This is a genomic window from Frateuria sp. (assembly GCF_035944355.1).
Taxonomy (GTDB): Bacteria; Pseudomonadota; Gammaproteobacteria; order Xanthomonadales; family Rhodanobacteraceae; genus Frateuria_A.
Genome location: NZ_DASZBH010000001.1, coordinates 69,285 through 92,204, shown reverse-complemented (window position 1 = coordinate 92,204; position 22,920 = coordinate 69,285). Strand labels below are relative to the sequence as shown.

The following is a 22,920-nucleotide window of genomic DNA, read 5'->3' as shown; positions in this document are numbered from 1 at the left end:
GTTCCCCATTCCCCGACCCGATCACCGGTCCACCTCGCCGAACACCAGATCGTAGGTGCCGATCATCGCCACCACGTCGGCCAGCATGTGGCCCTTGACGGTGGCATCCATCGACGAGAGATGGGCGAAGCCCGGCGCGCGCAGATGCACGCGGAAGGGCTTGTTGGCGCCGTCGGAGACCAGGTAGCAGCCGAACTCGCCCTTGGGCGCCTCGACCGCGCAGTAGGTCTCGCCGGCGGGCACGCCGTAGCCCTCGGTGAACAGCTTGAAGTGATGGATGAGCGCTTCCATGCTCTCCTTCATCTCGGCCCGCGAAGGCGGCGAGACCTTGAAGTTCTTCACCATCACCGGACCGGGGTTGGCGCGCAGCCAGTCCACGCATTGCTTGATGATGCGATTGGACTGGCGCATCTCTTCCACGCGCACCAGGTAGCGGTCGTAGCAGTCGCCGTTGACGCCGACCGGGATGTCGAAATCCATCTCGGCGTACTTGGCGTAGGGCTGTTTCTTGCGCAGGTCCCACTCCACGCCCGAACCACGGATCATCGCGCCGGTCATGCCCCAGGCCTTGGCCATTTCCGGGCTGATGACGCCGATGCCGACGGTGCGCTGCTTCCAGATGCGGTTGTTGGTGAGCAGGTCTTCGTACTCGTCCACGCGGCTGGGGAAGATGCGCGTGAACTCCTCGATGAAGTCCAGCATCGAGCCTTCGCGCGCACTGTTGATGCGCTTCAGGTCCGCGCCCTTGTGCCAGGGCGATTCCTTGTACTGCGGCATGCGGTCCGGCAGGTCGCGGTAGACGCCGCCCGGGCGGTAGTAGGTCGCGTGCATGCGCGCGCCGGAGACCGCCTCGTAAACGTCCATCAGTTCCTCGCGCTCGCGGAACGCGTACAGGAACACCGCCATCGCGCCGAGGTCGAGCGCGTTGGAGCCGATCCACATCAGATGGTTCAGGATGCGGGTGATCTCGTCGAACATGGTGCGGATGTACTGCGCGCGCTCCGGCGCCTCGATCCCCAGCAAGGTCTCGATCGCGCGCACGTAGGCGTGCTCGTTGCACATCATCGACACGTAGTCGAGGCGATCCATGTAGCCGATCGACTGGTTGAACGGTTTGGACTCGGCCAGCTTCTCGGTGCCGCGGTGGAGCAGACCCACGTGCGGATCGGCGCGCACCACGGTCTCGCCGTCCATCTCCAGCACCAGGCGCAGCACGCCGTGCGCGGCCGGATGCTGCGGGCCGAAGTTCATCGTGTAGTTGCGGATTTCTTGCATGACGTCGCGGCCCTTCAGTTCTGGCGCCAGTTGTCGGCGGCTTCGGCCTTGGCCTGGATCAGGTCGGCGTCGTCGCGGATCACGCGCGGCACCAGCACGCGCGGCTCGATGGTCACCGGCTGGTAGACCACGCGCTGCTGCTCGGGGTCGTAGCGCACCTCGACGTTGCCGATCAGCGGGAAGTCCTTGCGGAACGGGTGGCCGACGAAGCCGTAGTCGGTGAGGATGCGGCGCAGGTCCGGATGGCCGTCGAACAGGATGCCGTAGAGGTCGAAGGTCTCGCGTTCGAACCAGTTGGCGACCGGCCAGATGCCGGTGAGCGACGGCACCATCGGCAGCGCGTCGTCCTGGCAGAACACGCGCAGGCGCAGCCGCCGGTTGTGGGTGATCGAAAGCAGGTGCACGACCGCCGCGAAACGGCGCGGCATGTCGGCATCGCGGGGACGCTCGGCCCAGTCGAATCGGCCCATCGCCTGGCCTTCCACGCCACGCGAGAAGCCGGTCGCGGTGACCCGTTCGGTCGCCCATTCGTCCTGGCCGTAGCCCAGGTAGTCGACGCCGCAGACGTCGATCAACTGCTCGAAGCGGAACTCCGGCTCGTCGCGCAACGCGACGGCGACGCTGAGCAGGTCGGCGGCAGCCAGTTCGGCGGTCGTCTCGCCGCCGCGCGCAGGCAGCAGCGTGAGGGTGTCGCCGAACCGCGCCGCGAGACGGGCGGCCAGCGAGGTGTTTTGCGTATCGGTCATGGCTCTTTAGCCTTAGCCGCGGGCGATGGTGCTGGTGCGGCGGATCTTCTTCTGCAGCTGCAGGATGCCGTGGATCAGCGCTTCGGCCGTCGGCGGGCAGCCGGGCACGTAGATGTCCACCGGCACGATGCGGTCGCAGCCGCGCACCACCGAGTACGAGTAGTGGTAGTAGCCGCCGCCGTTGGCGCAGCTGCCCATGGAGATCACCCACTTCGGATCGGGCATCTGGTCGTATACACGGCGCAGCGCCGGCGCCATCTTGTTGACCAGGGTGCCGGCCACGATCATCACGTCGGACTGGCGCGGGCTCGGGCGGAAGATCACGCCGTAGCGGTCCAGGTCCAGGCGCGCGGCGCCGGCGTGCATCATCTCGACCGCGCAGCAGGCCAGGCCGAAGGTCATCGGCCACATCGAGCCGGTGCGCGCCCAGTTCATCAGCGCGTCGATCGAGGTGGTGGCGAAGCCGCGCTGCACGACCGGGTTGTCCTCGGCCGGGCGCAGGATGTCGTCGACCAGGTTCAGCGGCTCCGGGTTGTGCATCACCCGGTCGATGGAAGACATCACTCCCATTCCAGTGCTCCCTTCTTCCACACGTAGGCGAACCCGACCACCAGCAGCAGCAGGAACAGCGCCATCTCGACCAGCGCGACGATGCCGATGTGCTGGAACACCACCGCCCACGGGAACAGGAAGGCGATTTCCAGGTCGAAGATGATGAACAGGATCGCCAGCAGGTAATAGCGCACGTCGAAACGCATGCGCGCATCCTCGAACGCCTCGAAGCCGCATTCGTAAGCGGCCAGCTTGATCGCCTCGGGACGGCGCGGGCCGGCGAGCATGCCGATGGCCAGGAGCACTAGCCCCAGGCCGGTGGCAACGCCGATGAACAGCAGGATGGGCCAGTATTGAGCGAGCACGGTGCAACGTACCTCCGCGCCTTTGGGGCGCATCAGTGACCGCGGGTGACGGTCCGGCAGGTTCCAGTTCGGCAGGCCGCGCGCGGCAAGGGCTGTCCGGCCACGATCGCACGCGTGGGGGCCGCGAGCGTCCGATTTCCACGAATTCCATTCGTGTAACCGGCGCATTGTATCAGCGGGCGCGGGGACAACGCCAAGGGTTGTGAACATGACAGGCAATGCGGTTGCCTGCCTTGCGGGCAGCCGGGAAGGCGAGGCTTCGGGCGCCGGCTGGCGCGGCTGTTACATGGTGTGCGTAGGTCGCTCCGACCCGAGCACGCCGGCAAGGATGTTCTCGATGCGCTGGCGCGCCGCCTCGGCATCGCCCGATTCGTTGAAGTGCACGCCGATGCCGGCGGTGCGGTTGCCCTGCGCGCCGAGCGGGCTGATCCAGGCCACCTTGCCCACCACCGACAGGCGCTCGGTCTCGTCCATCAGCGTGATCAGCAGCACCACCTCGTCGCCCAGCGCGTAGCGCTGCGCCGTAGGTGCGAACAGGCCGCCGTTCTTCAGGTACGGCATGTACGCGTTGTACAGCGACGCGGCGTCCTTGATCTTCAGCGAGATGATGCCCTGGCGGGCGGCGATGGGGGTCATGCTTGGGCTCCGGACCGGCGTTGGCGCCGGCGCTCCGGCATCGTAGCGAGCGCGGGGAACCGGCGCAAAGCGCCCGCGCCCCGGCACGGCCACGCGAAAGCTACAGCTCGCACCATCCCCAGCGGTCGAAGATCCACGGCGAGGGCACGTCCATGTCCAGCCGCGCGAAGCAGGGTGCGGTGGGCACGTCGACCAGGCGGTAGCGTCCCTGCCCGTCGCGCCGCAATGGCGCCTGGTTCCATCGCCAGTGCTGCACGCCGTCGGGACTGGCCACGGTCAGGCGCAGGCGGGAATGCCATGCCCTGGGTTGCCACGGCAGTGCACCCGCCTCGCGGTCGCCGGGAGGGCGTGCCACGCGGTCGTAGCGTTCCGGGCGGTCGGTGAGGCGGCGCATGCGGCCTGCGCTCAGCGCCATCTGGCTGCCGTGCGCCGACAGCGCGCCGAGCTTGGCCGCGTGGCGGCCAACATCGGCCGGCGGCGTAACGTTGCCGGCCGGCTCTTCGCGGCCATGCACCAGATAGCCCAGCAACAGCGGCGGCTCGATGCCGCCCTCGGCTAGCGCCAGCCGCATCAGCACGTGCGCGCTGCCGTGGTCCGGATGGCGGTCGCCCAGCGCCGGCAAGGCCACCACGTTGGGCCGAAAGGCGACCAGTTGCTCGACCAGGCGCGCCAGCGCGGACGGGGCGCGCTCGCGCAACAGCGCGGTCAGGCCCATGTCGGGCCAACCCATGGCCTGCAGCGCACCGAGGGGAATATCGAGCCGCTGCAGGGCCTGGGCCACCTCGCCACGCCGGCGGCGGCCCCAGCGCGCGCGGTCCTCGCCGCCGATCCACAGGCGCCGCTCCAGCCAGCGCTGCGGCCATGGGTTGTCGTCGCCGTCGGTCAGCAGCAGCACGCGCACCTCGCCGCCCGAGGCGCGCACGAGTTGCAACAGTTCGCCGGTACCGATGGTTTCGTCGTCGGGATGCGGGGCGACCACCAGCAGGCGGGTCCGCGCGTCGGGGCTGTACAGCTCCGGGCTCAACGGCATGGGGTGGCGCCTCCCGCGCCCAGGTATGGAGAACGCCGGCGCGTCGGGCGCGGGCGTCGATGCGTGCCAGCTTGCTGCACACTGCGTTCGTGCGGTGTGTAGCGTCCGGCGGGAATTCTGCGGGCCACCACGCGCGCCACGGGCATCAACGCCACTGCGCCAGCAGTTCGAGCAGCAGCAGGTCGCCGCGAAGTGGTCCGCGCAAGGCATCGCGCGCACGGTTGGCGGCACCGAACCAGTCGGCGAGCGCCTCGGCGTCGAGGTGGCTGCCCAGCGGCGCGGACGTGCCGGCCGCGCGCGCGCGCGCCTCGTCGACGGCGGCCTGCGAGGCGAACCAGAGGCATTGCTCCGGCTCGGCCTCGAGCCAGCGCCGCGCGACCTCCATCGGTTCGGCGCGGCCGGACGCCAGCGCGGCCATGTCCTTGCGCACGGCCTGCCGGCGCGCCAGCGCACCCTGCGCGGCCCAGTCCCGGGCCAACCCGGGATTGCCGCCGGCGGCCTCCAGCGCGATCGCCGGATCGGCCACGCCCTGCGCGGCGAGCCAGGCCAGGGCGTCGGCCTGCGGCGGCAACTGGAATTCGATGCGCTGGCAGCGGCTGCGGATGGTCTGCGGCAGGCGCCAGGGCGCATCGGCGACCAACAGCAGCAGCGTTTGCGGCGAGGGCTCCTCCAGCGTCTTGAGCAGGGCGTTGGCGGCATTGGCGTTCATCGCGTCGGCCGGATCGATCACCACCACCTGCCAGCCGCCGAACTGGCTGGCCATGGCCAGGCGCGCCGACAACTCGCGGACCTGCTCGACCACGATTTCCTTGCGCTGCACGCCATCCTTGCGCAGGCCGTAGCTGATGGTGACGAAGTCCGGATGGGTACCGGCCTCGAGCAGCAGGCAGGCGCGGCATTGCCCGCAGGCCTCGCCGTCGCGCGGCCGCTCGCACAGCAGGCCGCGCACGAAGCGCTGCAGGAAGGCGCGCTTGCCCAGGCCTGCCGGACCGCACAGCAACAGCGCATGCGGCAGCGCACCGCGCGCCAGGCGCGATTGCAGCCGCCGCCAATGTTCTTCGTGCCAGGGCGGCGTGCTCATGCGGCACCTTCTGCAAACAGGGGTTCCAGCGCAGCGACGGCGGCGCGCAGCACGTCCTCCGGCGACTGGCCGGCATCGATCACGCGAAAACGCGCCGGCTCCGCCGCGGCACGGGCGCGGTAGCGTTCGCGCACGCGCTCGAAGAAGGCATCCGCCTCGGCCTCGATGCGGTCCGCGCCGCCACGCCCGGCCGCGCGCGCGCGACCGGTGGCCACCGGCAGGTCGAGCAGCAGGGTCAGGTCGGGCGATACGCCGTCGCATGTCCAGCGCTCCAGTTCGGCGATGCGCGCGGGCGGCTGGCCGCGGCCGCCGCCCTGGTAGGCGTAGCTGGCATCGACATAGCGATCGCACAACACCCATCGCCCGGCCGCGAGCGCCGGCGCGATGGTCTCGCGCACCAGTTGGGCGCGCGAGGCGAACATCAGCAACAGTTCGGTCTCCGCGGCCATGCCCCGCAGGGCAGGATCGAGCACGATCGCGCGCACCGCCTCGCCTACCGGCGTGCCGCCGGGCTCGCGGGCCTGCACCAGGTCGATGCCCTGCCCTGCGATGTGCGCGCGCAGGCCGGCCAGCAGGGTGCTCTTGCCGGCGCCCTCGCCGCCTTCGAGCGAAATGAAGCGCCCGCGCCGCTCAGTCATGGCAGCGCTTGAGCTGGTAGCAGGCGACGTTGCGGTTGTGCTCGGCCAGCGAGCTGGCGAACACGTGGGTGCCGTCGCCGCGCGAGACGAAATAGAGCGCGTCGCCCGGCTCCGGATGCAATGCCGCCAGGATCGCCGGCCGACCCGGCAGCGCGATGGGCGTGGGCGGCAGGCCGGGGCGCGTGTAGGTGTTGTAGGGCGTATCGGTGGTCAGGTCGCTCTTGTGGATGGTGCCGGCATAGGCCTGGCCCATGCCGTAGATCACGCTGGGGTCGGTCTGCAGCAGCATGTGGTTTTCCAGGCGGCGCACGAAGACGCCGGCGATCTTCGGCCGCTCGTCGGCGCGCCCGGTTTCCTTCTCCACGATGGAGGCGAGGATCAGCGCCTCGTAGGGCGACGCCAGCGGCAGGCCCTTGTCGCGACCGGTCCACAGTTCGGCCAGCGTGTGCGCCATCGCCTGGTGCGCGCGCTTGAGGATGTCCAGGTCGCTGTCGCCCTTCACGTAGGCGTAGGTCTCTGGCAGGAAGCGCCCTTCCGGCGCTTCGCCGCCCGCGCCGATGCGGCGCATGAGGTCGGCATCGCCCAGTGTGGCGGCCTCGTGGCGGAGGGTGGCCACCTGCGCCAGCGCGCCGCGCAGCTGGGCGAAGGTCCAGCCGTCCACGATGGTGAAGTTGCGCTGCAGGACGCGGCCCGCTGCCATCGCATCGAGCAGGCTGGCGGGCGTGACGCCCGGATCGAGCGCGTACTCGCCGGCGTGCAGCCGGTCGGCGACCCGCATGCGGGCGGCAAGCAGGCGCCAGTACAGCCATGGCGCGCCGCTGACCCCGCGCGCGTGCAGCTGCGCGACGATCCCGCGCAGGTTGCTGCCCCGCTCCACGTCCAGCGTCTGCCGTTGCGGGCCGACCGCCAGCGGCGCGCGGCTGAACCGCTCGAAGCCATACCAGCCGGCGGCGACCGCGGCCAGCACCGCCAGCACGACCAGCCACGCCAGGGTGCGCAGCACGCGCCCCCGCACCTTCTTGCGCCCCATCGATGACTCCTTCAAAAGCCCAGCGCGCGCCAATGCGCCTGCAGCGCGCGCGTGACCGGACCGACCCCTAAAGCGACGCCGTCCAGTTCGCGAACGGGCAGGATGCCGCGCACGCTCGAGGATAGGAAGAGCTCATCGGCCCGTCGAAGTTCCGCCAGCGGGATCGGGCGCACCTGCGCCTGCGGCCGGCATGCCAGGATCTCCGCCCTGGCGACGCCGGCGACGCCGCAGCGGTCCAGCGCCGGCGTGGCGATCGCCCCGCCATGCACGGCGAAGAGATTGGCCGCCGTGGCGCAGATGGCCAGGCCGTCCGCGTCGCAGAGCAGGCCCTCGGCGATCGCCGGGTCGTCCCATTCGGCCCGCGCCAGCACCTGCTCCAGCCGGTTGAGGTGTTTGAGGCCGGCCAGCAGCGGTTGCCGGGCGAGGCGAAGCTCGCACAGGCGCACGCGTATGCCGCCGCCCTGCGCCGCCTCGTCCTGCTGCGGCGGCTCGAAGGCCGCGACGACGCGGGTCGGCCTGGGCTGGGCCGGCGCTGCATAGCCGCGCGCGCCGACGCCCCGGGTGAGCGTGATCCGCACGACGGCGTGCGCCATGCCGTCCGAAGCCGCGCGCGCTTCGGCCAGCAACTGCGCCATGTCCGGCATCGGCAAGCCCAGCCGCCGGCAACCTTCACCCAGGCGCTGCATGTGGCGGGCCCATAGCGGCGCATGGGCGCCCACGAAGCGAACGGTTTCGAACAGCCCGTCGCCATAGCCCAGGCCGCGGTCCAGCGCGGACACCTGATCGTGCGCCTGCCCGTCGACGAGCACGCGCGGCTTCATCCGGCCGCTCCCAGCGCACGCAGCAGGCCGCGCGCCTTGGCGCGGGTTTCGTCCAGCTCCTTGCCGGCCACCGAGTCGGCGACGATCCCCGCGCCCGCGCGCAGGCTGACCTCGTGGCCGACCTGGGTCAGCGTGCGGATCAGGATGTTGAGGTCCAGCTCGCCGCTCAGGTCGAGATAGCCCAGCGCTCCGGTGTAGGCGCCCCGCGGCGCGTCCTCCAGCGCGGCGATGATCTGCATGCAGCGCACCTTGGGGCAGCCGGTGATGGTGCCGCCGGGAAAGGTCGCCGCGATCACCTGCCCCGGCGTCACGCCCTCGCGCAGGCGACCGCGCACGTTGGACACGATGTGGTGCACGTGGGCGTAGCTCTCCACCGCCATCAGCTCGTCCACCACCACCGTGCCGGGCACGCAGACGCGGCCCAGGTCGTTGCGTTCCAGGTCGATCAACATGACGTGCTCGGCGCGCTCCTTCGGATGCGCGGCGAGTTCGCGCACACGCGCCGCGTCGTCGTCGCCCGCCACGCGCGGCCGCGTGCCGGCGATGGGCCGGGTCTGTGCGACGCCATCGCGCACCTCCACCAGCCGCTCCGGCGAGGAGCTGACGATGGCCCAGCCGGGCTGCTGCAACAGGCCGGCGAACGGCGCCGGATTGGCCAGGCGCAGCGCCGCGTGGAGCGCTGCCGGCGCGGGAGGTTGCGCGTAGTGCGCGCGCCAGGCCCGCGAGAGGTTCACCTGGAAGATGTCGCCTGCATGCAGGTGCTCGTGGATGCGCGCCACGCCATCGAGGAAGCGTTCGGGTGCGTCCTCCGCGATCGAAAGCGGCGAAGCCAGCGCCGGCACCGACACCCGCGCATCGAGATCCGCCTCCATGGCGTCGAGCAAGGCCTCGTGCCCGGCCTCGGCCACGAGCACGGTACGGTTTCCTGCATGATCGACGATCACCGCCGCAGGACAGCGCAAGGCCAGTGCCACCGGCAGCGGACCGGCGGAATGCAGCTGCAATCGCGGCTCGATCTCGCCCGCCAGCTCGTAGGCCAGCATGAGTACCCAGCCGCCGTGGAACGGCAGGCCGTCGTCGGGCGCATCGCGCCGTTCGGCCCGCCACTGCGCATCGAGCGCATCGAGGAAGCGGCCGGCCCTCGCCCGCCCGTTCGCATCGGTCAGGCGGCCGTCCGGCTGCAGCGCCAGTTGCTCCTGCGGAAAGCCGAACAGGATGTCATAGCGCGCCTGCGCCGTGCCGTGCACCACGCTCTGCAGCAGGCAGGGATAGCGGCCGGGAAACGCGGCGGCCGGCGCGAGCAGATCGCGCCGGCCGCCGAGGACTCTCGCGTGGGGCCGCTTCAAACGCGGCGGAACGCGAGCGTGCCGTTGGTGCCGCCGAAGCCGAAGGAGTTGGAAATCGCCACGTCCAGTTCGGCCTTGCGTGCGGTGTTCGGCACGAAGTCCAGGTCGCAGCCTTCGCCAGGCTCGTCCAGGTTGATCGTCGGCGGCAGCACCTGGTCGCGCAGCGCCAGGATGGTGAAGATCGCCTCGACGCCGCCGGCCGCGCCCAGCAGGTGGCCGGTGGTCGACTTGGTCGAGCTCATCGCCAGCTTGTAGGCGTGCTCGCCGAACACCTTCTTGGCCGCCATCACCTCGCCCAGGTCGCCCAGCGGCGTGGAGGTGCCGTGCGCGTTGATGTACTGCACGTCGGTGGGCTCCAGGCCCGCGTCGCTGAGCGCCGCCTGCATGCAGCGCGCGGCGCCCTCGCCGCCCTCGCTGGGCGCGGTGATGTGATAGGCGTCGCCGCTCATGCCGAAGCCGACCAGCTCGGCGTAGATCTTCGCGCCGCGCGCCTTGGCGTGTTCGTACTCTTCCAGCATCAGCACGCCGGCGCCGTCGGACAGCACGAAGCCGTCGCGGTCCTTGTCCCACGGGCGGCTCGCCTTGGCCGGCTCGTCGTTGCGGGTGGACATGGCCTTGGCCGAGCAGAAGCCGGCCATGGCCGTGCCGGTGGTGGCGAACTCGGCGCCGCCGGCGATCATCGCGTCGGCATCGCCGTACTGGATCATGCGCATGGCCAGGCCGATGTTGTGCGTGGCCGTGGTGCAGGCGGTGACGCAGGCGATGTTCGGTCCCTTCAGGCCGAACATGATCGACAGGTGGCCCGAGACCATGTTGATGATGGAACTCGGCACGAAGAACGGCGACACGCGGCGCGGGCCCTTTTCGTGCAGCTCGATCGAGGTGTCCTCGATGGTGTTGAGGCCACCGATGCCGGCACCGACCGCCACGCCGATGCGCGGCGCGTTGGCCTCGGTCACTTCCAGCCCGGAGTCGCGCAGCGCCTGGGTGCCGGCCGCGATGCCGTAGTGGATGAAGGGGTCCATCTTCTTGACGTCCTTCGGCGGCATCCACTGCGTCGGGTCGAAGTCGCGCACCTGGCCCGCGATGCGCGTGGCATAACCGGTGGCGTCGAAATGGGTCACCGGGCCGATGCCGCTGACGCCCTTGAGGATGTTGTCCCAGGCGGTGGCGATGTCATTGCCGACGGGCGAGATGATGCCCATGCCGGTCACCACAACGCGCCTTCTGCTCATGGGTCGTTCGCTCATTTGGATTGGATCCTTGCTTGTTCCGGGTGCGTTGCCGGGCAACGGCCAGCGCCCCCAGACCATACGGTATCGGACGTTTCAAAACGCGGAAACGAAAACTGCGCCAAGGTGGCGCAGCTTTCGGTATCGCCACGTGAACGGAAAGCCGCGCACGTGCGCGGTTCCGGCACGGTCGATCAGTCCTTGGTGTGGGCCTTGATGTAATCCACGGCCTGCTGCACGGTGGTGATCTTCTCGGCTTCCTCGTCGGGAATCTCGGTCTCGAACTCTTCCTCGAGAGCCATCACCAGTTCCACCGTGTCCAGCGAATCGGCGCCCAGGTCGTCCACGAACGAAGCGTTCGCCGTGACTTCGTCTTCCTTCACGCCCAGCTGCTCGATGACGATCTTCTTGACGCGTTCTTCGATGGTGCTCATGTTGCCAAACCTCCCAAGGGGTGTGCTTTTTTGTCGGGCCGGCACGGGTCCGGCAAAAGGACGGCGAATTGTAGTGGCTAAGCGGGCGGGCCGCCATTGCTCCGCCGACAGGATTGAAACGCGCTGCCTTGCGACCGGCGCGAAAGATCAATTGTCGCCTAAAAACCGGTCGTTGGCGACAACCGCGCCATACGTCAGGGCATGTACATGCCGCCGTTGACGTGCAGCGTTTCGCCCGTGATGTACGCGGCCGCCGGCGACGCGAGGAAACCCACGGCCTTGGCGATGTCGCTCGCTTCGCCCAGCCGGCCCAGCGCGATCTGTCCCAGCAGCGCCTGCTTGGATTCCTCCGGCAGCGCGCGCGTCATGTCGGTATCGATGAAACCGGGCGCGACCACGTTGACCGTGATGCCGCGCGAACCGATCTCGCGCGCCAGCGACTTGGAAAACGCGATGATGCCGGCCTTGGCCGCGGCGTAGTTGGCCTGGCCCGGATTGCCGGTGAGGCCGATCACCGAGGCGATCGAAATGATGCGGCCCTTGCGCGCCTTCATCATGCCGCGCATGACCGCCTTGGAGGTGCGGTAGACCGAGGTCAGGTTGGTATCGAGGATGGCCTGCCAGTCCTCGTCCTTCATGCGCAGCAGCAGCTGGTCGCGGGTGATGCCGGCATTGTTGACCAGGATCGAGACCGCACCGAACTCCTTGGCGACGGCGTCGATCAGCGCCTCGACCGCGCCGCCGTCGGTGACGTCCAGCACGCGGCCGTGGCCGCCGTTCGCGGCCAGGCGCTCGCCGATGGCTTTGGCGCCGTTCTCGCTGGTGGCCGTACCGACCACGGTGGCGCCCATGGCGGCCAGCTCGTCGGCAATCGCCGCGCCGATGCCGCGGCTGGCGCCGGTGACCAGCGCGACCTCTCCTTCCAGGATCTTGCTCATCGTCATGCCCTTCTGCAGGAATCCAGGCGGGCTGAATGCCCGCCCGGGTGATGGTGATTACGCCCGCGCGGCCTCGAGTTCGTCCGGCGTGCCGATGGCGCGCGCGTCCAGGCCCTTGTCGATGCGCTTGACCAGGCCGGTGAGCACCTTGCCCGGGCCGCACTCGAGCACGCGGGTGGCGCCGCCGGCGGCGAGCGCCTGCACGCATTGGGTCCAGCGCACCGGCAGGTAGAGCTGGCGCTGCAGCGCGCCGCGGATCTCCTCGACGCTGGCATAGCTGCGTGCCTCGGCGTTCTGGATCACCGGGATGGTGGGCAACGACCAGTCGATGCCTACCATGCGCTCGCCCAGCCGGTCCGCAGCCTCGCGCATCAGCGCGCAGTGCGAAGGCACCGATACGGCGAGCTTGATCGCCTTCTTCACGCCCAGCTCGGCCAGTTTCGCCAGCGCCCGGTCGACCGCTTCGGCGTTGCCGGCGATCACCAGTTGGCCGGGCGAGTTGTAGTTGGCCGGCGCCACGACCTGGCCTTGCGCGACCTCTTCGCACACTGCCGCGATCTGCGCGTCGTCGCCGCCGAGGATCGCCGCCATCGCGCCCACGCCGGCCGGCACCGCCGCCTGCATCAGGCGGCCACGCGCGGCCACCAGCGCGGCCGCGTCGTGCAGCGAGAGCGCACCGGCGCAGACCAGCGCGCTGTACTCGCCCAGGCTGTGCCCGGACAGCTGCGCCGGACGCGCGCCGCCGAGCTTGGCCCACACACGCCACACCGCCACGCTCGCCGCCAGCAGCGCCGGCTGGGTGTTTTCCGTGCGGTTGAGCTCGGCCTCCGGACCCTGCTGGCTGAGCTGCCACAGGTCCACGCCCGCGCCTTGCGAGGCTTCCTCGAACGTCGCCCGCACTTCCGCGTGCGCGGCGGCAAGCTCGGCCAGCATGCCGACCGATTGCGAACCCTGGCCGGGGAAGACGAAGGCGAGCGGGGCGGAAGTGTCTGTCATCGAAGGGATCCGTCGAAGCAAAGAGGCGATGATGCCAGCAGCGGCGCGCGTACGCAGCCGTATCCGGTGTTTCGCGCAACGTGACTCCTTGCGTGGAACACCCCAAAACGACGATGCCGCCCGAAGGCGGCATCGCGCGTGAAGCGAAGACTCAGTAGCGCAGCAGCGCCGAGGCCCAGGTGAAGCCGCCGCCGAACGCCTCCAGCAGCAGGTTCTGCCCGCGCTGCACCTTGCCCGAACGCACCGCGTAGTCCAGCGCCAGCGGCACCGAACCGGAGGAGGTATTGGCGTGCTTGTCGACGGTCACGATCACCTGCTCCATCGACATGTTCAGGCGCTTGGCGGTGGCCTCGATGATGCGCAGGTTGGCCTGATGCGGAATCAGCCAGTCCAGCTGCGAGGGCTCCATGCCGGCGGCCTGCAGGGTCTGCTCGACCAGCGAGTCGAGCGTCTTGACCGCGACCTTGAACACTTCGCGGCCGGCCATCTGGATGCGCACGCCGTGGTTGGGCTCGTCGCGGAAGCCGACCGACACGCCGACCGGGTTCCACAGCAGCTCCTTGTAGCCGCCGTCGGCATGCATGCAGGTGGCATAGATGCCCGGCTCGTCGCTGGCCTCGAGCACGACCGCGCCGGCGCCGTCGCCGAACAGCACGCAGGTCTCGCGCTCCTTCCAGTCGATCATGCGGGTCAGCGTCTCGGCACCGATCACCAGCACCTTTTTCGACTGGCCGCTGCGGATGAACTTGTCGGCGATGCCGAGCGCGTAGACGAAGCCCGAACAGGCGGCGTTGACGTCGAACGCGGCGCAGCCGTTGGCGCCCAGGCGCGCCTGCACCAGGCAGGCAGTCGACGGAAAGATCAGGTCAGGCGTGGTGGTGCCCAGCACGATCAGGTCGAGCTCCGAGGCCTTGACGCCGGCCGCAGCGAGGGCGCGCTCGGCGGCGAGCAACGACAGGTCGCCGGTGGTCTCGCCCTCCGCTGCGACGTGGCGCTGGCGGATGCCGGTGCGGGTGTGGATCCACTCGTCGCTGGTCTCGACGAATTTCTCCAGGTCGAAATTGGTCAGCACGCGCTCGGGCAGCGCGCTGCCGGTGCCGGTGATACGGGCGTAGGTCGAAGCCATGGACTTTCCATCTGCAGGCGGGGCGCTGGCCTGGCACCCGGACGGTGGAAACGCCCGAGGCGAAGTCCGGGGGCTTCCACCGCCCAGGCTCCCGGCCACGCTGAAACCGCAACGTTACGTTCGCGGACGCCGAAACGCAAAGCGGCGCGTCGCCGCGCCGCCCTGCTGCATCCGATGGAAACCGTTTACTCGGCGTCGACGGCCCCGGCGGTGTCGATCACCTTCTTGCCGCGGTAGTAGCCGTCCTTGGTGACGTGGTGGCGCAGATGCACCTCGCCGCTGGTCGGGTCGGTCGCCAGCTGCACGGTCTTGAGCTTGTCGTGCGAACGACGCATGCCGCGGGTGGACGGGGTCTTGCGGCTCTTGGCAACGGCCATGGGTGTATCTCCAGCTTCAATCGTTGTGCTTGAGTTCGCGCAGGACCGCGAACGGGTTGTCGGTAGCCTCTGCCGCGGATTCCTCCGGGCCGGGGCCGGTCACTTCGGATGGCAGGCTGCTGTCCGGATTGACCGGTACCAGCGGCAGTGCCAACAGCAATTCGTCCTCGATCACGTCGGCCGGGTTCAGCTTGCCGTCCTCGTCGACCAGCAACGGCTCGCAACCGGGCGGCAGCGCCGCTTCCTCGCGTTCGCTGCGGATCAGGCCGAGCCGGCTGTCCACCGTCAGCGGCAGCACGAACGGCTCCAAGGTGCGCTGACAGGTAAGTGTCAGCGGTGCCTCGACGTGCACCTGGAGGTAGTTCGTGCCGAACTCGTCGCGCCCGAAATCCAGCGCATACTGCGCCGCCCCTTCGTTGCCGGCCAGCATCCCGCACAGGCGGGACATGGCGGCCACGGGAAGCGTCCCGGCAAACGAACGCCGCGCCGAGACCATGCGCCAAGCGTCCACGGACTCTGGCAGTGTCACGGACATAATCGCGAAATCTTAAGGTCGGCGGGGGTTCAAGTCAACCGCGCCAGGCTCGCTTTGCCTGCCGCCGGACGCTGGGGCAGACTGCCCTCCCGACCGCTGCCGGTTCCCGCCTTGTGCCCATGTCCCTCGCTTTCGGCCTCGCTGCGATGTTGCTGCTCATGGTGGGCGCGGCATCGTTCGTGCTGCTGGGCCGGCGGCGCCAGCTGGACCGCCGCACCGAGAGCATGCACCGGCTGCTGGAGCTGGCCGACCAGCTCGAGGCCGACCTGAAGACCTGCCGCAGCGGCCTGAAGCAGGCCCACGCGGTGATGTCGCTCAACCCCGACCAGCCGGCCGCCGGCGAACAGGAGGCCAAGCAGGCGATCGACGCCGGCCTGCGCTCCCTGCTGCAACAGCGCCTGTGGATCCGCGACTGCGCCCCCGACGCGAGCCAACAGGGCCTGGACGAAGCCGCCGCGGACATGAGCCAGACCCGCGCCCGCCTGCGCCCGCTGGTGCACGCGCTGGAACGCGCGCACCACGACCTGGACGACGCCATGCGCGAACACATCCGCCGCGAGCCGGACGCGTGAGGCGCCTGGTGCTCGGCTCCACCTCCCGCTACCGCGCCGAACTGCTGCGGCGGCTGGTGCCGACGTTCGAGCAACGTGCTCCCGGCACCGACGAAACCCTGCGGCCCGGCGAAGCGCCAGCCGAGGGCGCCCTGCGGCTGGCCATGGCCAAGGCCGAAGGCGCCGCCCGAGGATGGCCCGATGCGCTGGTGATCGGCTCGGACCAGATCGCCGAACTGGACGGCGACGCGCTGGGCAAGCCCGGCAGCGCCGAAGGCGCCCGTGTCCAACTGGCAAGCTGCGCCGGCCGAGAAGTGCGTTTCCACACGGCGCTGTGCCTGCTCGACACCCGCGACGGTCGGCGGCGTACGCACGTGGACACCACGGGCGTGCGGTTCCGGCCGCTCGCCGAAGCCGAGATCGCACGCTACGTGGAGCGCGAGCAGCCGCTCGACTGCGCCGGCAGCTTCAAGTGCGAGGGCCTGGGTATCGCGCTGTTCGAGCGCATCGACAGCAGCGACCCCACCGCGCTGGTCGGCCTGCCATTGATCGCGCTCGCCAGGATGTTGCGCGAGGCCGGCCTGGCGGTGCCCTAGCCGCTGGCGGCCATCGCTGCGTCCTATACGGTCAGCCCTGCGGTGCGGCCCTCACCGCATTGCGCCAGATGAGGCATTGCCGCGGGTCGGCCGGCGCCACCGGCGGCGCAGCCGGTACGAAACCGCGATAGAACGCGAATTGCTTGCGTCCATCGAACAGCACCAGCCGGTCGACGAGGCGGGGCGCTTCGATCCGGCCGCAGATGGCGCCGAGCCAGGCCAGCTTCTCGCGCTCGCGCATCACCTCGCTCACCACCAGCAGCATCGGCGCGCCTGAGTGCGCCGCGCGCAGTCCGGCCTCGTCGCGTCCCCAGATCGCCAGTTGCGGCGTGCGGCCGTGCTTGACGTTGAGCGGGGCGTCCAGCGAATACACCGGGCGGCGTCCATCGAGCTGGAATTGAAGCTCGGCGGCGAGCATGAAGTTGTCGGCCACCAGCACCGCGTCCTGGTGCGCCAGCAATGCTTGCGCCTGCGCCGCGCTCTCGCGCCAGCCGACGAAGTTGAACGGGAAGGCCTTGCTCGCGGCCAGCACGTCCACGCCCGGCCCACTGGCCGCCAGCGCCAGATAGGCCAGGCCGAGCAGCGTACCTATGCCGCCCAGTACGCCGCCGGCCAGCGTGGCCACACGCCAGTTGCGACCCGCCGGACGGCAAAGCGCCGGCAAGGCGGCCAGCAACGGCAGATAGCCCGGCAGAGGCCAGTGGGCGCGGAACCGCAGGTCGTCGGCGAACAGGCCCAACAGGAAGTACGGCAGCAGGAAGCCCAGGCTGCTCCATGCAATCAGATCCCAGGGGGCGCCGTCGCCGCGCCGGCGCCAGCTTCGCCAGCATGCCCACAGCAGCAGGACGTAGAGCACCGGGGTGCAGGCGATCGCCTGCTCCAGCGGTTGCACCAGCGCATCGGCGTGGAATTGCCATGGATTGCGTTCGACCAGCTGGAAGGCGAGCCCCGCGCCGTGCTGGCGCCAGTTCGAAAGCGCCAGCGGCACCAGCCCCAGCATTGCCACCGCCAGCGACAGCCAGAGACCGCCGCGGCGCCACTGCGTCCGGCCGCGCGCCGTGCACAGCAGGAACAGCAGGCCGGCCAGCATGACCATCGCCGCGCGGTAATGGGTCAGCCATGCGATCGCCAGCGCCAGGCCCAGCAGCAGCCAGTCGCGCAGGTGGCCTTCCTCCAGCGCGCGCAGCAATGCCAGGAGCGCCACGGCGGCGGCCAGCGTGAGCGGCACGTCCGGCAGCGCCATGACGCCCAGGCTGCCGGCCAGCGGCAGCGCCAGGCACAACAGGCCGGCCTGCCAGCCCGTGCGGGCGTCGAACGCGCGGCGCCCGAACGCGACGACCACCCACGGCAAGGCGCTGCCCAGCAGCAGGAACGGCCAGCGCATGCCGAACAGGCCATGTCCGGCGACGCGTTCGCCCAGCCAGATCAGCCATGCGGTGAGCGGCGGCAGGTCGCTGTAGCCCCACGCGGGATACCGGCTTTCCTGCCAATAGAACGCTTCGTCGCCGAATGGCGACATGTGCGCTGCAACGATGCACTTGCATGCCAGCAAGGCAGCGAACGCGATGAGGAACGCGCCTCGCCAGCGCGCAAGAGGCGCCGCTACACTCGACCGGCCCTCCCCGCGTTCCGTCTGCAACTGCCAGGAACCCATGTCCGCCACCACTCCCCTGCCCGAAGAAACGCTCCATCCGCGCCTGGAAACGGCGATGGCCCAGGTCAACCGGGTACTGCTCGGCAAGCCGCGCCAGGTGAAGCTCGCCTTCACCTGCCTGATCGCCGGCGGCCACCTGCTGATCGAGGACGTGCCCGGCGTGGGCAAGACCACGCTGGCGCATGCACTGGCCGCGAGCTTCGCGCTGGAGTTCCAGCGCGTGCAGTTCACCAGCGACCTGCTGCCCTCGGACATTATCGGAGTGAGCGTCTTCGAGCGCGAGACCGGCCAGTTCCGCTTCCATCCCGGCCCGATCTTCACCGGCCTGATGCTCGCCGACGAGATCAACCGCGCCACGCCCAAGACCCAGAGCGCGCTGCTGGAGGCGATGGCCGAAGGCCAGGTCACGGTGGATGGCCAGACGCACACGCTGGCGCAGCCCTTCTTCGTCGTCGCCACGCAGAACCCGCTGGACCTGCACGGCACCTTCCCGCTGCCCGACTCGCAGCTGGACCGTTTCATGCTGCGCATTTCGCTGGATTACCCTGACGCCGCCGCCGAACGCGCGCTGCTGGCCGGCAGCGACCGCCGCGACCTGCTCGCCCAACTCACCCCGCAGCTGGATGCTCCCAGCCTCGCCGCGCTGCACCGCCAGGCGCAGGGCATCACCGCCAGCGGCGCCTTGCTCGATTACCTGCAGGCGCTGCTCGCGGCCAGCCGCCGCCACGCCGACATCCGGGTCGGCCTGTCGCCGCGCGCCGGCATCGCGCTGCTCGGCGCCGCGCGCGCCTGGGCCTTGCTGAGCGGCCGCGGCCACGTGCTGCCCGAGGACATCCAGGCGCTGTTCGTGCCGCTGGCCGCGCACCGGCTGGTGCCCTCGCGCGGGGCCAGCGGCGACGCGCTGGCCCGGGCCCTGCTGGCCGATACCGCGGTCGACTGAACGTGCGCGAGGCCTTGCGCCGCCTGCAGCAGCTGGCCGAGCGCCGGCTGCCCGCGCTGACCCGCTTCCGGCGGGCCGAGCCCATGCCGATCGAGCTGCACCGCCGGCGCATCTACATCGTGCCGACCGGCTTCGGCGTCGGCTTCACGATCCTGCTGCTGGTGATGCTGGTCGGTTCGCTCAACTACGCCAACAACGCCGCCTTGCTGCTCACCTGCATGCTGGGCGCGGCCGGCGCGGCGAGCATGCTGATCGCCTTCCGCGCGCTCGACGGCCTCGCCCTGACCGGCGTACGTGCCGGCCAGGCGATCGCCGGCGAGATGCTCGCGCTGACCCTGGAATTCGAGTCGGCCCGGCCGCGCAACGCGATCCGCGTGGACCTGGGCGCCACCTGCCAGGCGTTCGCCGTCGACGCCTCCGGCAAGGCCAACGTCACCTTGCCGCTGGCCACCGTCAAGCGCGGCTGGCAACCGCTGCCGCGGCTGCGCGTGTGGACCACCTGGCCGCTGGGACTGTTCCGCGCATGGAGCTGGCTGCATCCGGAGCAGTCGGTGCTGGTGTGGCCGCGGCCCGAAGGCGGCGGCCCGCCGCCACGCCTGCCGGCCGACGAGGGCCTGCGCCCGCGCCTGCACCATGGCGAAGACCTCGCGGCCCTGCGCGATTACCGCAGCGGCGACCCGCGCAAGCACATCGCCTGGAAGGCCAGCGCACGGCTCGGGCAATTGCTCAGCAAGGATTTCGAACAACCCGAGTCGCGGCCCGAATGGCGCCTGGACTGGCGCGAACTGGACGGCATGGACACCGAGGCGCGCATCGCCCGGCTCGCCCGCTGGCTGGGCGAGGCCCATGCGCAGGGGCGCCGGCACAGCCTGTGGCTGCCTAGCCAGCCGATCGAGGTGGGCAGCGGCCCGGGCCACTACGCGCGATGCATGAGCGCACTGGCCTCGCTGCCGTGATCGGGCTAGCTCGCCGTCCTTCGACCGACCAGCGGCTGGACCCCCGCGCGTTCGACCTGCTCAGCCTGACCATGGCCGGCGTGCTCGGCGTGCATGCAGGCCACCTGCCGTGGTGGCTCACCGCCGCCCTGGCGATCGTGCTGGCCGTGCGCTGGTGGCAGCGCCGCCGCCACGGCGCACGCTCGCCGCTGCTGCTCAAGCTGCCGCTGATCGGCCTGCTCGCGGTCGCGGTGGTCTTCAGCTACGGCACGATCTTCGGCCGCGAGCCGGGCTCGGCGCTGGCCGTGGGCCTGCTGGTGCTCAAGCTGCTGGAGAGCGAGACGCCGCGCGATGCGCGCGTGGGGGTCAGCTTCGCCTGCTTCGGCCTGATGGCGGCGCTGTTGTTCGACCAGGGCCTGGTTGCGACCCTGGTGGTGGCGCTCGGCCTGCTGCCGGCGCTGGCCGCGCTGCGGGCCCTGGAGCCGGCCCAGCCGGCCACCGCCCTTCCCCAGGCGCTCGTGCCAGGCCTCGCGCTGCTCCTGGCGGCCGTGCCGCTGGCCCTGCTCGCCTTCGCCCTGGTGCCACGTCTCAGCTCGCCCCTGTGGGGCGCGCCCAATCCCGCCGAATCGCATACCGGCCTGAGCGAACGCATGTCGCCGGGCAACTTCACCGACCTGCTGACCGACGATCGCCCGGCCATGCGGGTCGCGTTCGACGGCCCCCCGCCGGCGCCCGAACAGCGTTACTTCCGCGCCTACGTGATGTGGCGCTACGACGGGCGCAGTTGGGAGCATGCGCAGTGGCGCGAGACCGACGGCCGCGCCCGGCCGGTCGAAACGGTGGAAGCGGCCACCGGCACGAGCTACCGGATCGACCTGGAACCGAGCGACCGCACCGTGCTGCCTGCCCTGGACGTGCCTCTCGACGCGCCGGCCGACGCGCGGCTCAGCCCCGACCGCGAGGTCTTCGCCGACCAGCCGGTGCGCGAACCGCTGCACTACGCCATGCGCTCGGCCGTGCGCTACCGGCTCCAGGCGCAGCTGCCGCAGACCGCCCGTAGCCTCGCGCTGCGCCTGCCGCGGGGATTCAATCCGCGCACGCAGGCGCTGGCCGCGCAATGGCGCGCGCGCTACGGCCAGGACGACCCGGCGATCGTGCGGGCCGCGCTGGCGCTGTTCCACGACGGCGGCTTCCGCTACACGCTGGCGCCCGCGCCGCTCGGCCGCGACGCCGTGGACGACTTCCTGTTCGGCACACGCGAGGGATTCTGCGAGCACTACGCCTCGTCCTTCACCGTGCTGATGCGTGCGGCCGGCATTCCCGCCCGCGTGGTCACCGGCTACCAGGGCGGCTACTGGAACGCGCTGGGCGACTACCTGCTGGTGCGCCAGTCCGACGCACACGCGTGGAGCGAAGTGTGGCTGGACGGGCGTGGCTGGGTACGGGTCGACCCCACCGCCGCGGTGCGGCCCGAACGGGTCAGCCTGGGCGCCGCGGCCGCCGCCGGCAATCAGCTGGGCTGGGCGCAGAGCGGCTGGCTGGCGGGGCTGCGCAACCGCTGGGACGTGGTCAACCACTGGTGGACCGAAGGCGTTATCGGCTTCGATGCGCTGCGCCAGCGCGGCCTGCTGACCTCCTTCGGCATACAGGAAACCGGCACGGCCACGCTGGGCCTGCTGCTCGCGGTCGGCACGTCGCTGTTCGTGGCGCTGGGCGTGGGTTGGGCGCTGTGGCGGCACGAGCGGCCCGAGCCGTTGCGGCAGGCGTTGCGCCGGCTGGAGGCCAAGCTCGGCCGTTGCGGCGTCAGGCGCCGTCGCAGCGAAGGGCCCCAGCATTACCTGCGCCGCGCAGCGCGCGCCCTGCCTGCACAACGCGGCGAACTGGAGCTACTGATGAAGCGCTATCTCGAATTGCGCTATGCCAGCGACGAACCCTCGCCTGAATTGCTGCGACGGTTCCAGCGAGCGGTACGGGAATTCCGGCCGCGGCGCGTGGTCAAATGAATGTCGACGCGGTCGCCTTACGCGACCGCTATCCCAGGGAGAACCACCATGTCCGTTCCTTATCGCCCTCTGGCCCTGGCTACCGCCCTTGGCCTGCTGACCGCCTGCGCAACGGTGCCCCAGCCGCTGCAGGGCACTTACTCCAACGTGACCACCGCGGGCGCCCAGCAGGGCGGCGCCGGCGGCGCCAAGGTGCGCTGGGGTGGCGAGATCATCTCGACCGAACCCGGCCCGCAGCAGACCTGCTTCTACGTGCTTTCGCGCCCGCTGGACGACCAGGCGCGGCCGCAGATGGGCACCAGCGGCGCGACCGACGGCCGCTTCGTCGCCTGCCATGAGGGCTTCTACGATCCGGAGGTGTTCACCCGCGGACGCGAGTTGACCGTCACCGGCACGCTGCACGGCACCGTGACCAAGAAGGTGGGCGACTACGACTACGCCTACCCGCGCGTGGAAGCCGATGTGGTCTATCTGTGGCCCAAGCGTCCGGTGACCGTCAGCTATCCGCCGGGTTACTACGACCCGTTCTGGGGTCCGGGCTGGGGTCCGTACTGGGGGCCGTGGGGCGATCCGTTCTGGAACCGCCCGCGCGTGATCGTGGTGCGTCCGGCGCCGGTCCCCGCCCCCGCGCCCAAGCCGAGCGGCAGGTAAGCGTCCTCGTATGGAAAAACGCCGGCCACGTGCCGGCGTTTTTCTTTGCCGACCAGAGAGATCAGCCCGGCGGCCAGCTCATGCGACGGCCTGCCAGCAGGTGCACGTGCAGGTGGAACACCGTCTGCCCGCCGTGCTCGTTGCAATTGATCACCGTGCGGTAGCCCTGCTCCGCCACCCCTTCCCGCCTGGCGTAGTCGGCCGCGGCGAGCAGCACCTTGCCGAGCAGTTCCGCGTCTTCCGGCCGTGCGTCGTCCAGGGTCGGCAGCGGCTGCTTGGGAACGAACAGCACGTGCACCGGCGCCTGCGGGTTCAGGTCGCGGAAGCCGACCACATCGTCGTTTTCGTAGACGATGTCCGCCGGGATCTCCCGCCGGAGAATCTTGCCGAAAATCGTATCGCCCATGCCCAGGTCCCTCGCGTGGATTCACA

At 70.4% G+C, this 22,920-nt stretch carries 26 protein-coding genes; 6 read left to right on the top strand and 20 right to left on the bottom strand.

The window, feature by feature from the left end:
• Positions 1-21 precede the first annotated feature (21 nt).
• From VGU03_RS00410 to VGU03_RS00325, 18 genes are all read right to left on the bottom strand, one after another.
• A complete protein-coding gene (locus VGU03_RS00410) occupies positions 22-1,275 on the bottom strand; it encodes an NADH-quinone oxidoreductase subunit D (protein ID WP_327477675.1) in 1,254 nt (417 codons plus the stop codon).
• A 14-nt stretch (positions 1,276-1,289) separates the two neighbouring features.
• Complete coding sequence (locus VGU03_RS00405; RefSeq protein ID WP_327477673.1) at positions 1,290-2,021, bottom strand: NADH-quinone oxidoreductase subunit C; 732 nt, start codon at positions 2,019-2,021, stop codon at positions 1,290-1,292.
• A gap of 12 nt (positions 2,022-2,033) precedes the next feature.
• Positions 2,034-2,591, bottom strand: coding sequence for an NADH-quinone oxidoreductase subunit B family protein (locus tag VGU03_RS00400; protein WP_327477671.1), 558 nt, complete (start codon positions 2,589-2,591; stop codon positions 2,034-2,036).
• A complete protein-coding gene (locus tag VGU03_RS00395; RefSeq protein WP_327477775.1) occupies positions 2,582-2,938 on the bottom strand; it encodes an NADH-quinone oxidoreductase subunit A in 357 nt (118 codons plus the stop codon). Before VGU03_RS00395 ends, VGU03_RS00400 begins: the two co-directional genes overlap by 10 nt.
• Before the next feature lie 282 nt (positions 2,939-3,220).
• On the bottom strand, positions 3,221-3,574 hold the full coding sequence (locus VGU03_RS00390; RefSeq protein WP_327474957.1) for a PilZ domain-containing protein: 354 nt from the start codon (positions 3,572-3,574) through the stop codon (positions 3,221-3,223).
• A 100-nt stretch (positions 3,575-3,674) separates the two neighbouring features.
• On the bottom strand, positions 3,675-4,604 hold the full coding sequence (locus VGU03_RS00385; protein WP_327477669.1) for a PIG-L family deacetylase: 930 nt from the start codon (positions 4,602-4,604) through the stop codon (positions 3,675-3,677).
• Between the two features lie 145 nt (positions 4,605-4,749).
• Positions 4,750-5,685: a DNA polymerase III subunit delta' gene (gene holB / locus VGU03_RS00380; protein ID WP_327477667.1), complete on the bottom strand. Its 936-nt coding sequence runs from the start codon at positions 5,683-5,685 to the stop codon at positions 4,750-4,752.
• Positions 5,682-6,323, bottom strand: a complete 642-nt coding sequence (gene tmk, locus VGU03_RS00375) for a dTMP kinase (RefSeq protein WP_327477666.1) — start codon at positions 6,321-6,323, stop codon at positions 5,682-5,684. The genes holB and tmk overlap by 4 nt, the downstream gene beginning before the upstream one ends.
• Positions 6,316-7,353: an endolytic transglycosylase MltG gene (mltG, locus tag VGU03_RS00370; RefSeq protein WP_327477665.1), complete on the bottom strand. Its 1,038-nt coding sequence runs from the start codon at positions 7,351-7,353 to the stop codon at positions 6,316-6,318. Before mltG ends, tmk begins: the two co-directional genes overlap by 8 nt.
• Before the next feature lie 11 nt (positions 7,354-7,364).
• Positions 7,365-8,174 carry an aminodeoxychorismate lyase gene (gene pabC / locus VGU03_RS00365; RefSeq protein WP_327477664.1) on the bottom strand — a complete coding sequence of 270 codons (810 nt, stop codon included), beginning with the start codon at positions 8,172-8,174 and terminating at the stop codon, positions 7,365-7,367.
• Positions 8,171-9,520 carry an aminodeoxychorismate synthase component I gene (locus VGU03_RS00360; RefSeq protein WP_327477662.1) on the bottom strand — a complete coding sequence of 450 codons (1,350 nt, stop codon included), beginning with the start codon at positions 9,518-9,520 and terminating at the stop codon, positions 8,171-8,173. Before VGU03_RS00360 ends, pabC begins: the two co-directional genes overlap by 4 nt.
• Positions 9,517-10,755, bottom strand: a complete 1,239-nt coding sequence (gene fabF, locus VGU03_RS00355; RefSeq protein WP_327477660.1) for a beta-ketoacyl-ACP synthase II — start codon at positions 10,753-10,755, stop codon at positions 9,517-9,519. Before fabF ends, VGU03_RS00360 begins: the two co-directional genes overlap by 4 nt.
• 191 nt (positions 10,756-10,946) lie before the next feature.
• Positions 10,947-11,186: an acyl carrier protein gene (gene acpP / locus VGU03_RS00350; RefSeq protein WP_091336635.1), complete on the bottom strand. Its 240-nt coding sequence runs from the start codon at positions 11,184-11,186 to the stop codon at positions 10,947-10,949.
• 194 nt (positions 11,187-11,380) lie between these two features.
• Positions 11,381-12,124 carry a 3-oxoacyl-ACP reductase FabG gene (fabG, locus tag VGU03_RS00345; protein WP_327477658.1) on the bottom strand — a complete coding sequence of 248 codons (744 nt, stop codon included), beginning with the start codon at positions 12,122-12,124 and terminating at the stop codon, positions 11,381-11,383.
• 57 nt (positions 12,125-12,181) lie between these two features.
• A complete protein-coding gene (fabD, locus tag VGU03_RS00340) occupies positions 12,182-13,120 on the bottom strand; it encodes an ACP S-malonyltransferase (RefSeq protein ID WP_327477656.1) in 939 nt (312 codons plus the stop codon).
• 151 nt (positions 13,121-13,271) lie between these two features.
• The gene (locus VGU03_RS00335) at positions 13,272-14,246 is read right to left on the bottom strand and encodes a beta-ketoacyl-ACP synthase III (protein ID WP_327477655.1); all 975 of its coding nucleotides are present in this window, start codon (positions 14,244-14,246) and stop codon (positions 13,272-13,274) included.
• A gap of 185 nt (positions 14,247-14,431) precedes the next feature.
• The gene (gene rpmF, locus VGU03_RS00330) at positions 14,432-14,623 is read right to left on the bottom strand and encodes a 50S ribosomal protein L32 (RefSeq protein ID WP_327477653.1); all 192 of its coding nucleotides are present in this window, start codon (positions 14,621-14,623) and stop codon (positions 14,432-14,434) included.
• 16 nt (positions 14,624-14,639) lie between these two features.
• Complete coding sequence (locus VGU03_RS00325) at positions 14,640-15,158, bottom strand: YceD family protein (protein ID WP_327477651.1); 519 nt, start codon at positions 15,156-15,158, stop codon at positions 14,640-14,642.
• Positions 15,159-15,277: 119 nt separating this feature from the next.
• On the opposite strand from VGU03_RS00325, the gene VGU03_RS00320 reads away from it, so the two are divergent.
• Both VGU03_RS00320 and VGU03_RS00315 read left to right on the top strand, forming a co-directional pair.
• Positions 15,278-15,730 carry a hypothetical protein gene (locus tag VGU03_RS00320; protein WP_327477649.1) on the top strand — a complete coding sequence of 151 codons (453 nt, stop codon included), beginning with the start codon at positions 15,278-15,280 and terminating at the stop codon, positions 15,728-15,730.
• Complete coding sequence (locus tag VGU03_RS00315) at positions 15,727-16,305, top strand: Maf family protein (protein ID WP_327477647.1); 579 nt, start codon at positions 15,727-15,729, stop codon at positions 16,303-16,305. The genes VGU03_RS00320 and VGU03_RS00315 overlap by 4 nt, the downstream gene beginning before the upstream one ends.
• A gap of 31 nt (positions 16,306-16,336) precedes the next feature.
• Here VGU03_RS00315 and VGU03_RS00310 read toward each other — a convergent pair whose 3' ends face one another.
• The gene (locus tag VGU03_RS00310; protein ID WP_327477645.1) at positions 16,337-17,824 is read right to left on the bottom strand and encodes an ArnT family glycosyltransferase; all 1,488 of its coding nucleotides are present in this window, start codon (positions 17,822-17,824) and stop codon (positions 16,337-16,339) included.
• Between the two features lie 133 nt (positions 17,825-17,957).
• Here VGU03_RS00310 and VGU03_RS00305 point away from each other — a divergent pair, with 133 nt between their 5' ends.
• From VGU03_RS00305 to VGU03_RS00290, 4 genes are read left to right on the top strand one after another with little or no spacing between them, the layout of a single operon-like run.
• Positions 17,958-18,899, top strand: coding sequence for a MoxR family ATPase (locus VGU03_RS00305; protein ID WP_327477643.1), 942 nt, complete (start codon positions 17,958-17,960; stop codon positions 18,897-18,899).
• Positions 18,900-18,901: 2 nt separating this feature from the next.
• Entirely contained in the window at positions 18,902-19,855 is a 954-nt protein-coding gene (locus tag VGU03_RS00300; protein ID WP_327477641.1) for a DUF58 domain-containing protein, read from the top strand.
• Complete coding sequence (locus VGU03_RS00295) at positions 19,852-21,837, top strand: DUF3488 and transglutaminase-like domain-containing protein (protein WP_327477640.1); 1,986 nt, start codon at positions 19,852-19,854, stop codon at positions 21,835-21,837. The genes VGU03_RS00300 and VGU03_RS00295 overlap by 4 nt, the downstream gene beginning before the upstream one ends.
• Before the next feature lie 48 nt (positions 21,838-21,885).
• Positions 21,886-22,488 carry a Slp family lipoprotein gene (locus VGU03_RS00290; protein ID WP_327477638.1) on the top strand — a complete coding sequence of 201 codons (603 nt, stop codon included), beginning with the start codon at positions 21,886-21,888 and terminating at the stop codon, positions 22,486-22,488.
• Between the two features lie 61 nt (positions 22,489-22,549).
• On the opposite strand, the gene VGU03_RS00285 is transcribed toward VGU03_RS00290, so the two are convergent.
• The gene (locus VGU03_RS00285; protein WP_327474912.1) at positions 22,550-22,894 is read right to left on the bottom strand and encodes a histidine triad nucleotide-binding protein; all 345 of its coding nucleotides are present in this window, start codon (positions 22,892-22,894) and stop codon (positions 22,550-22,552) included.
• Positions 22,895-22,920: the final 26 nt, after the last annotated feature.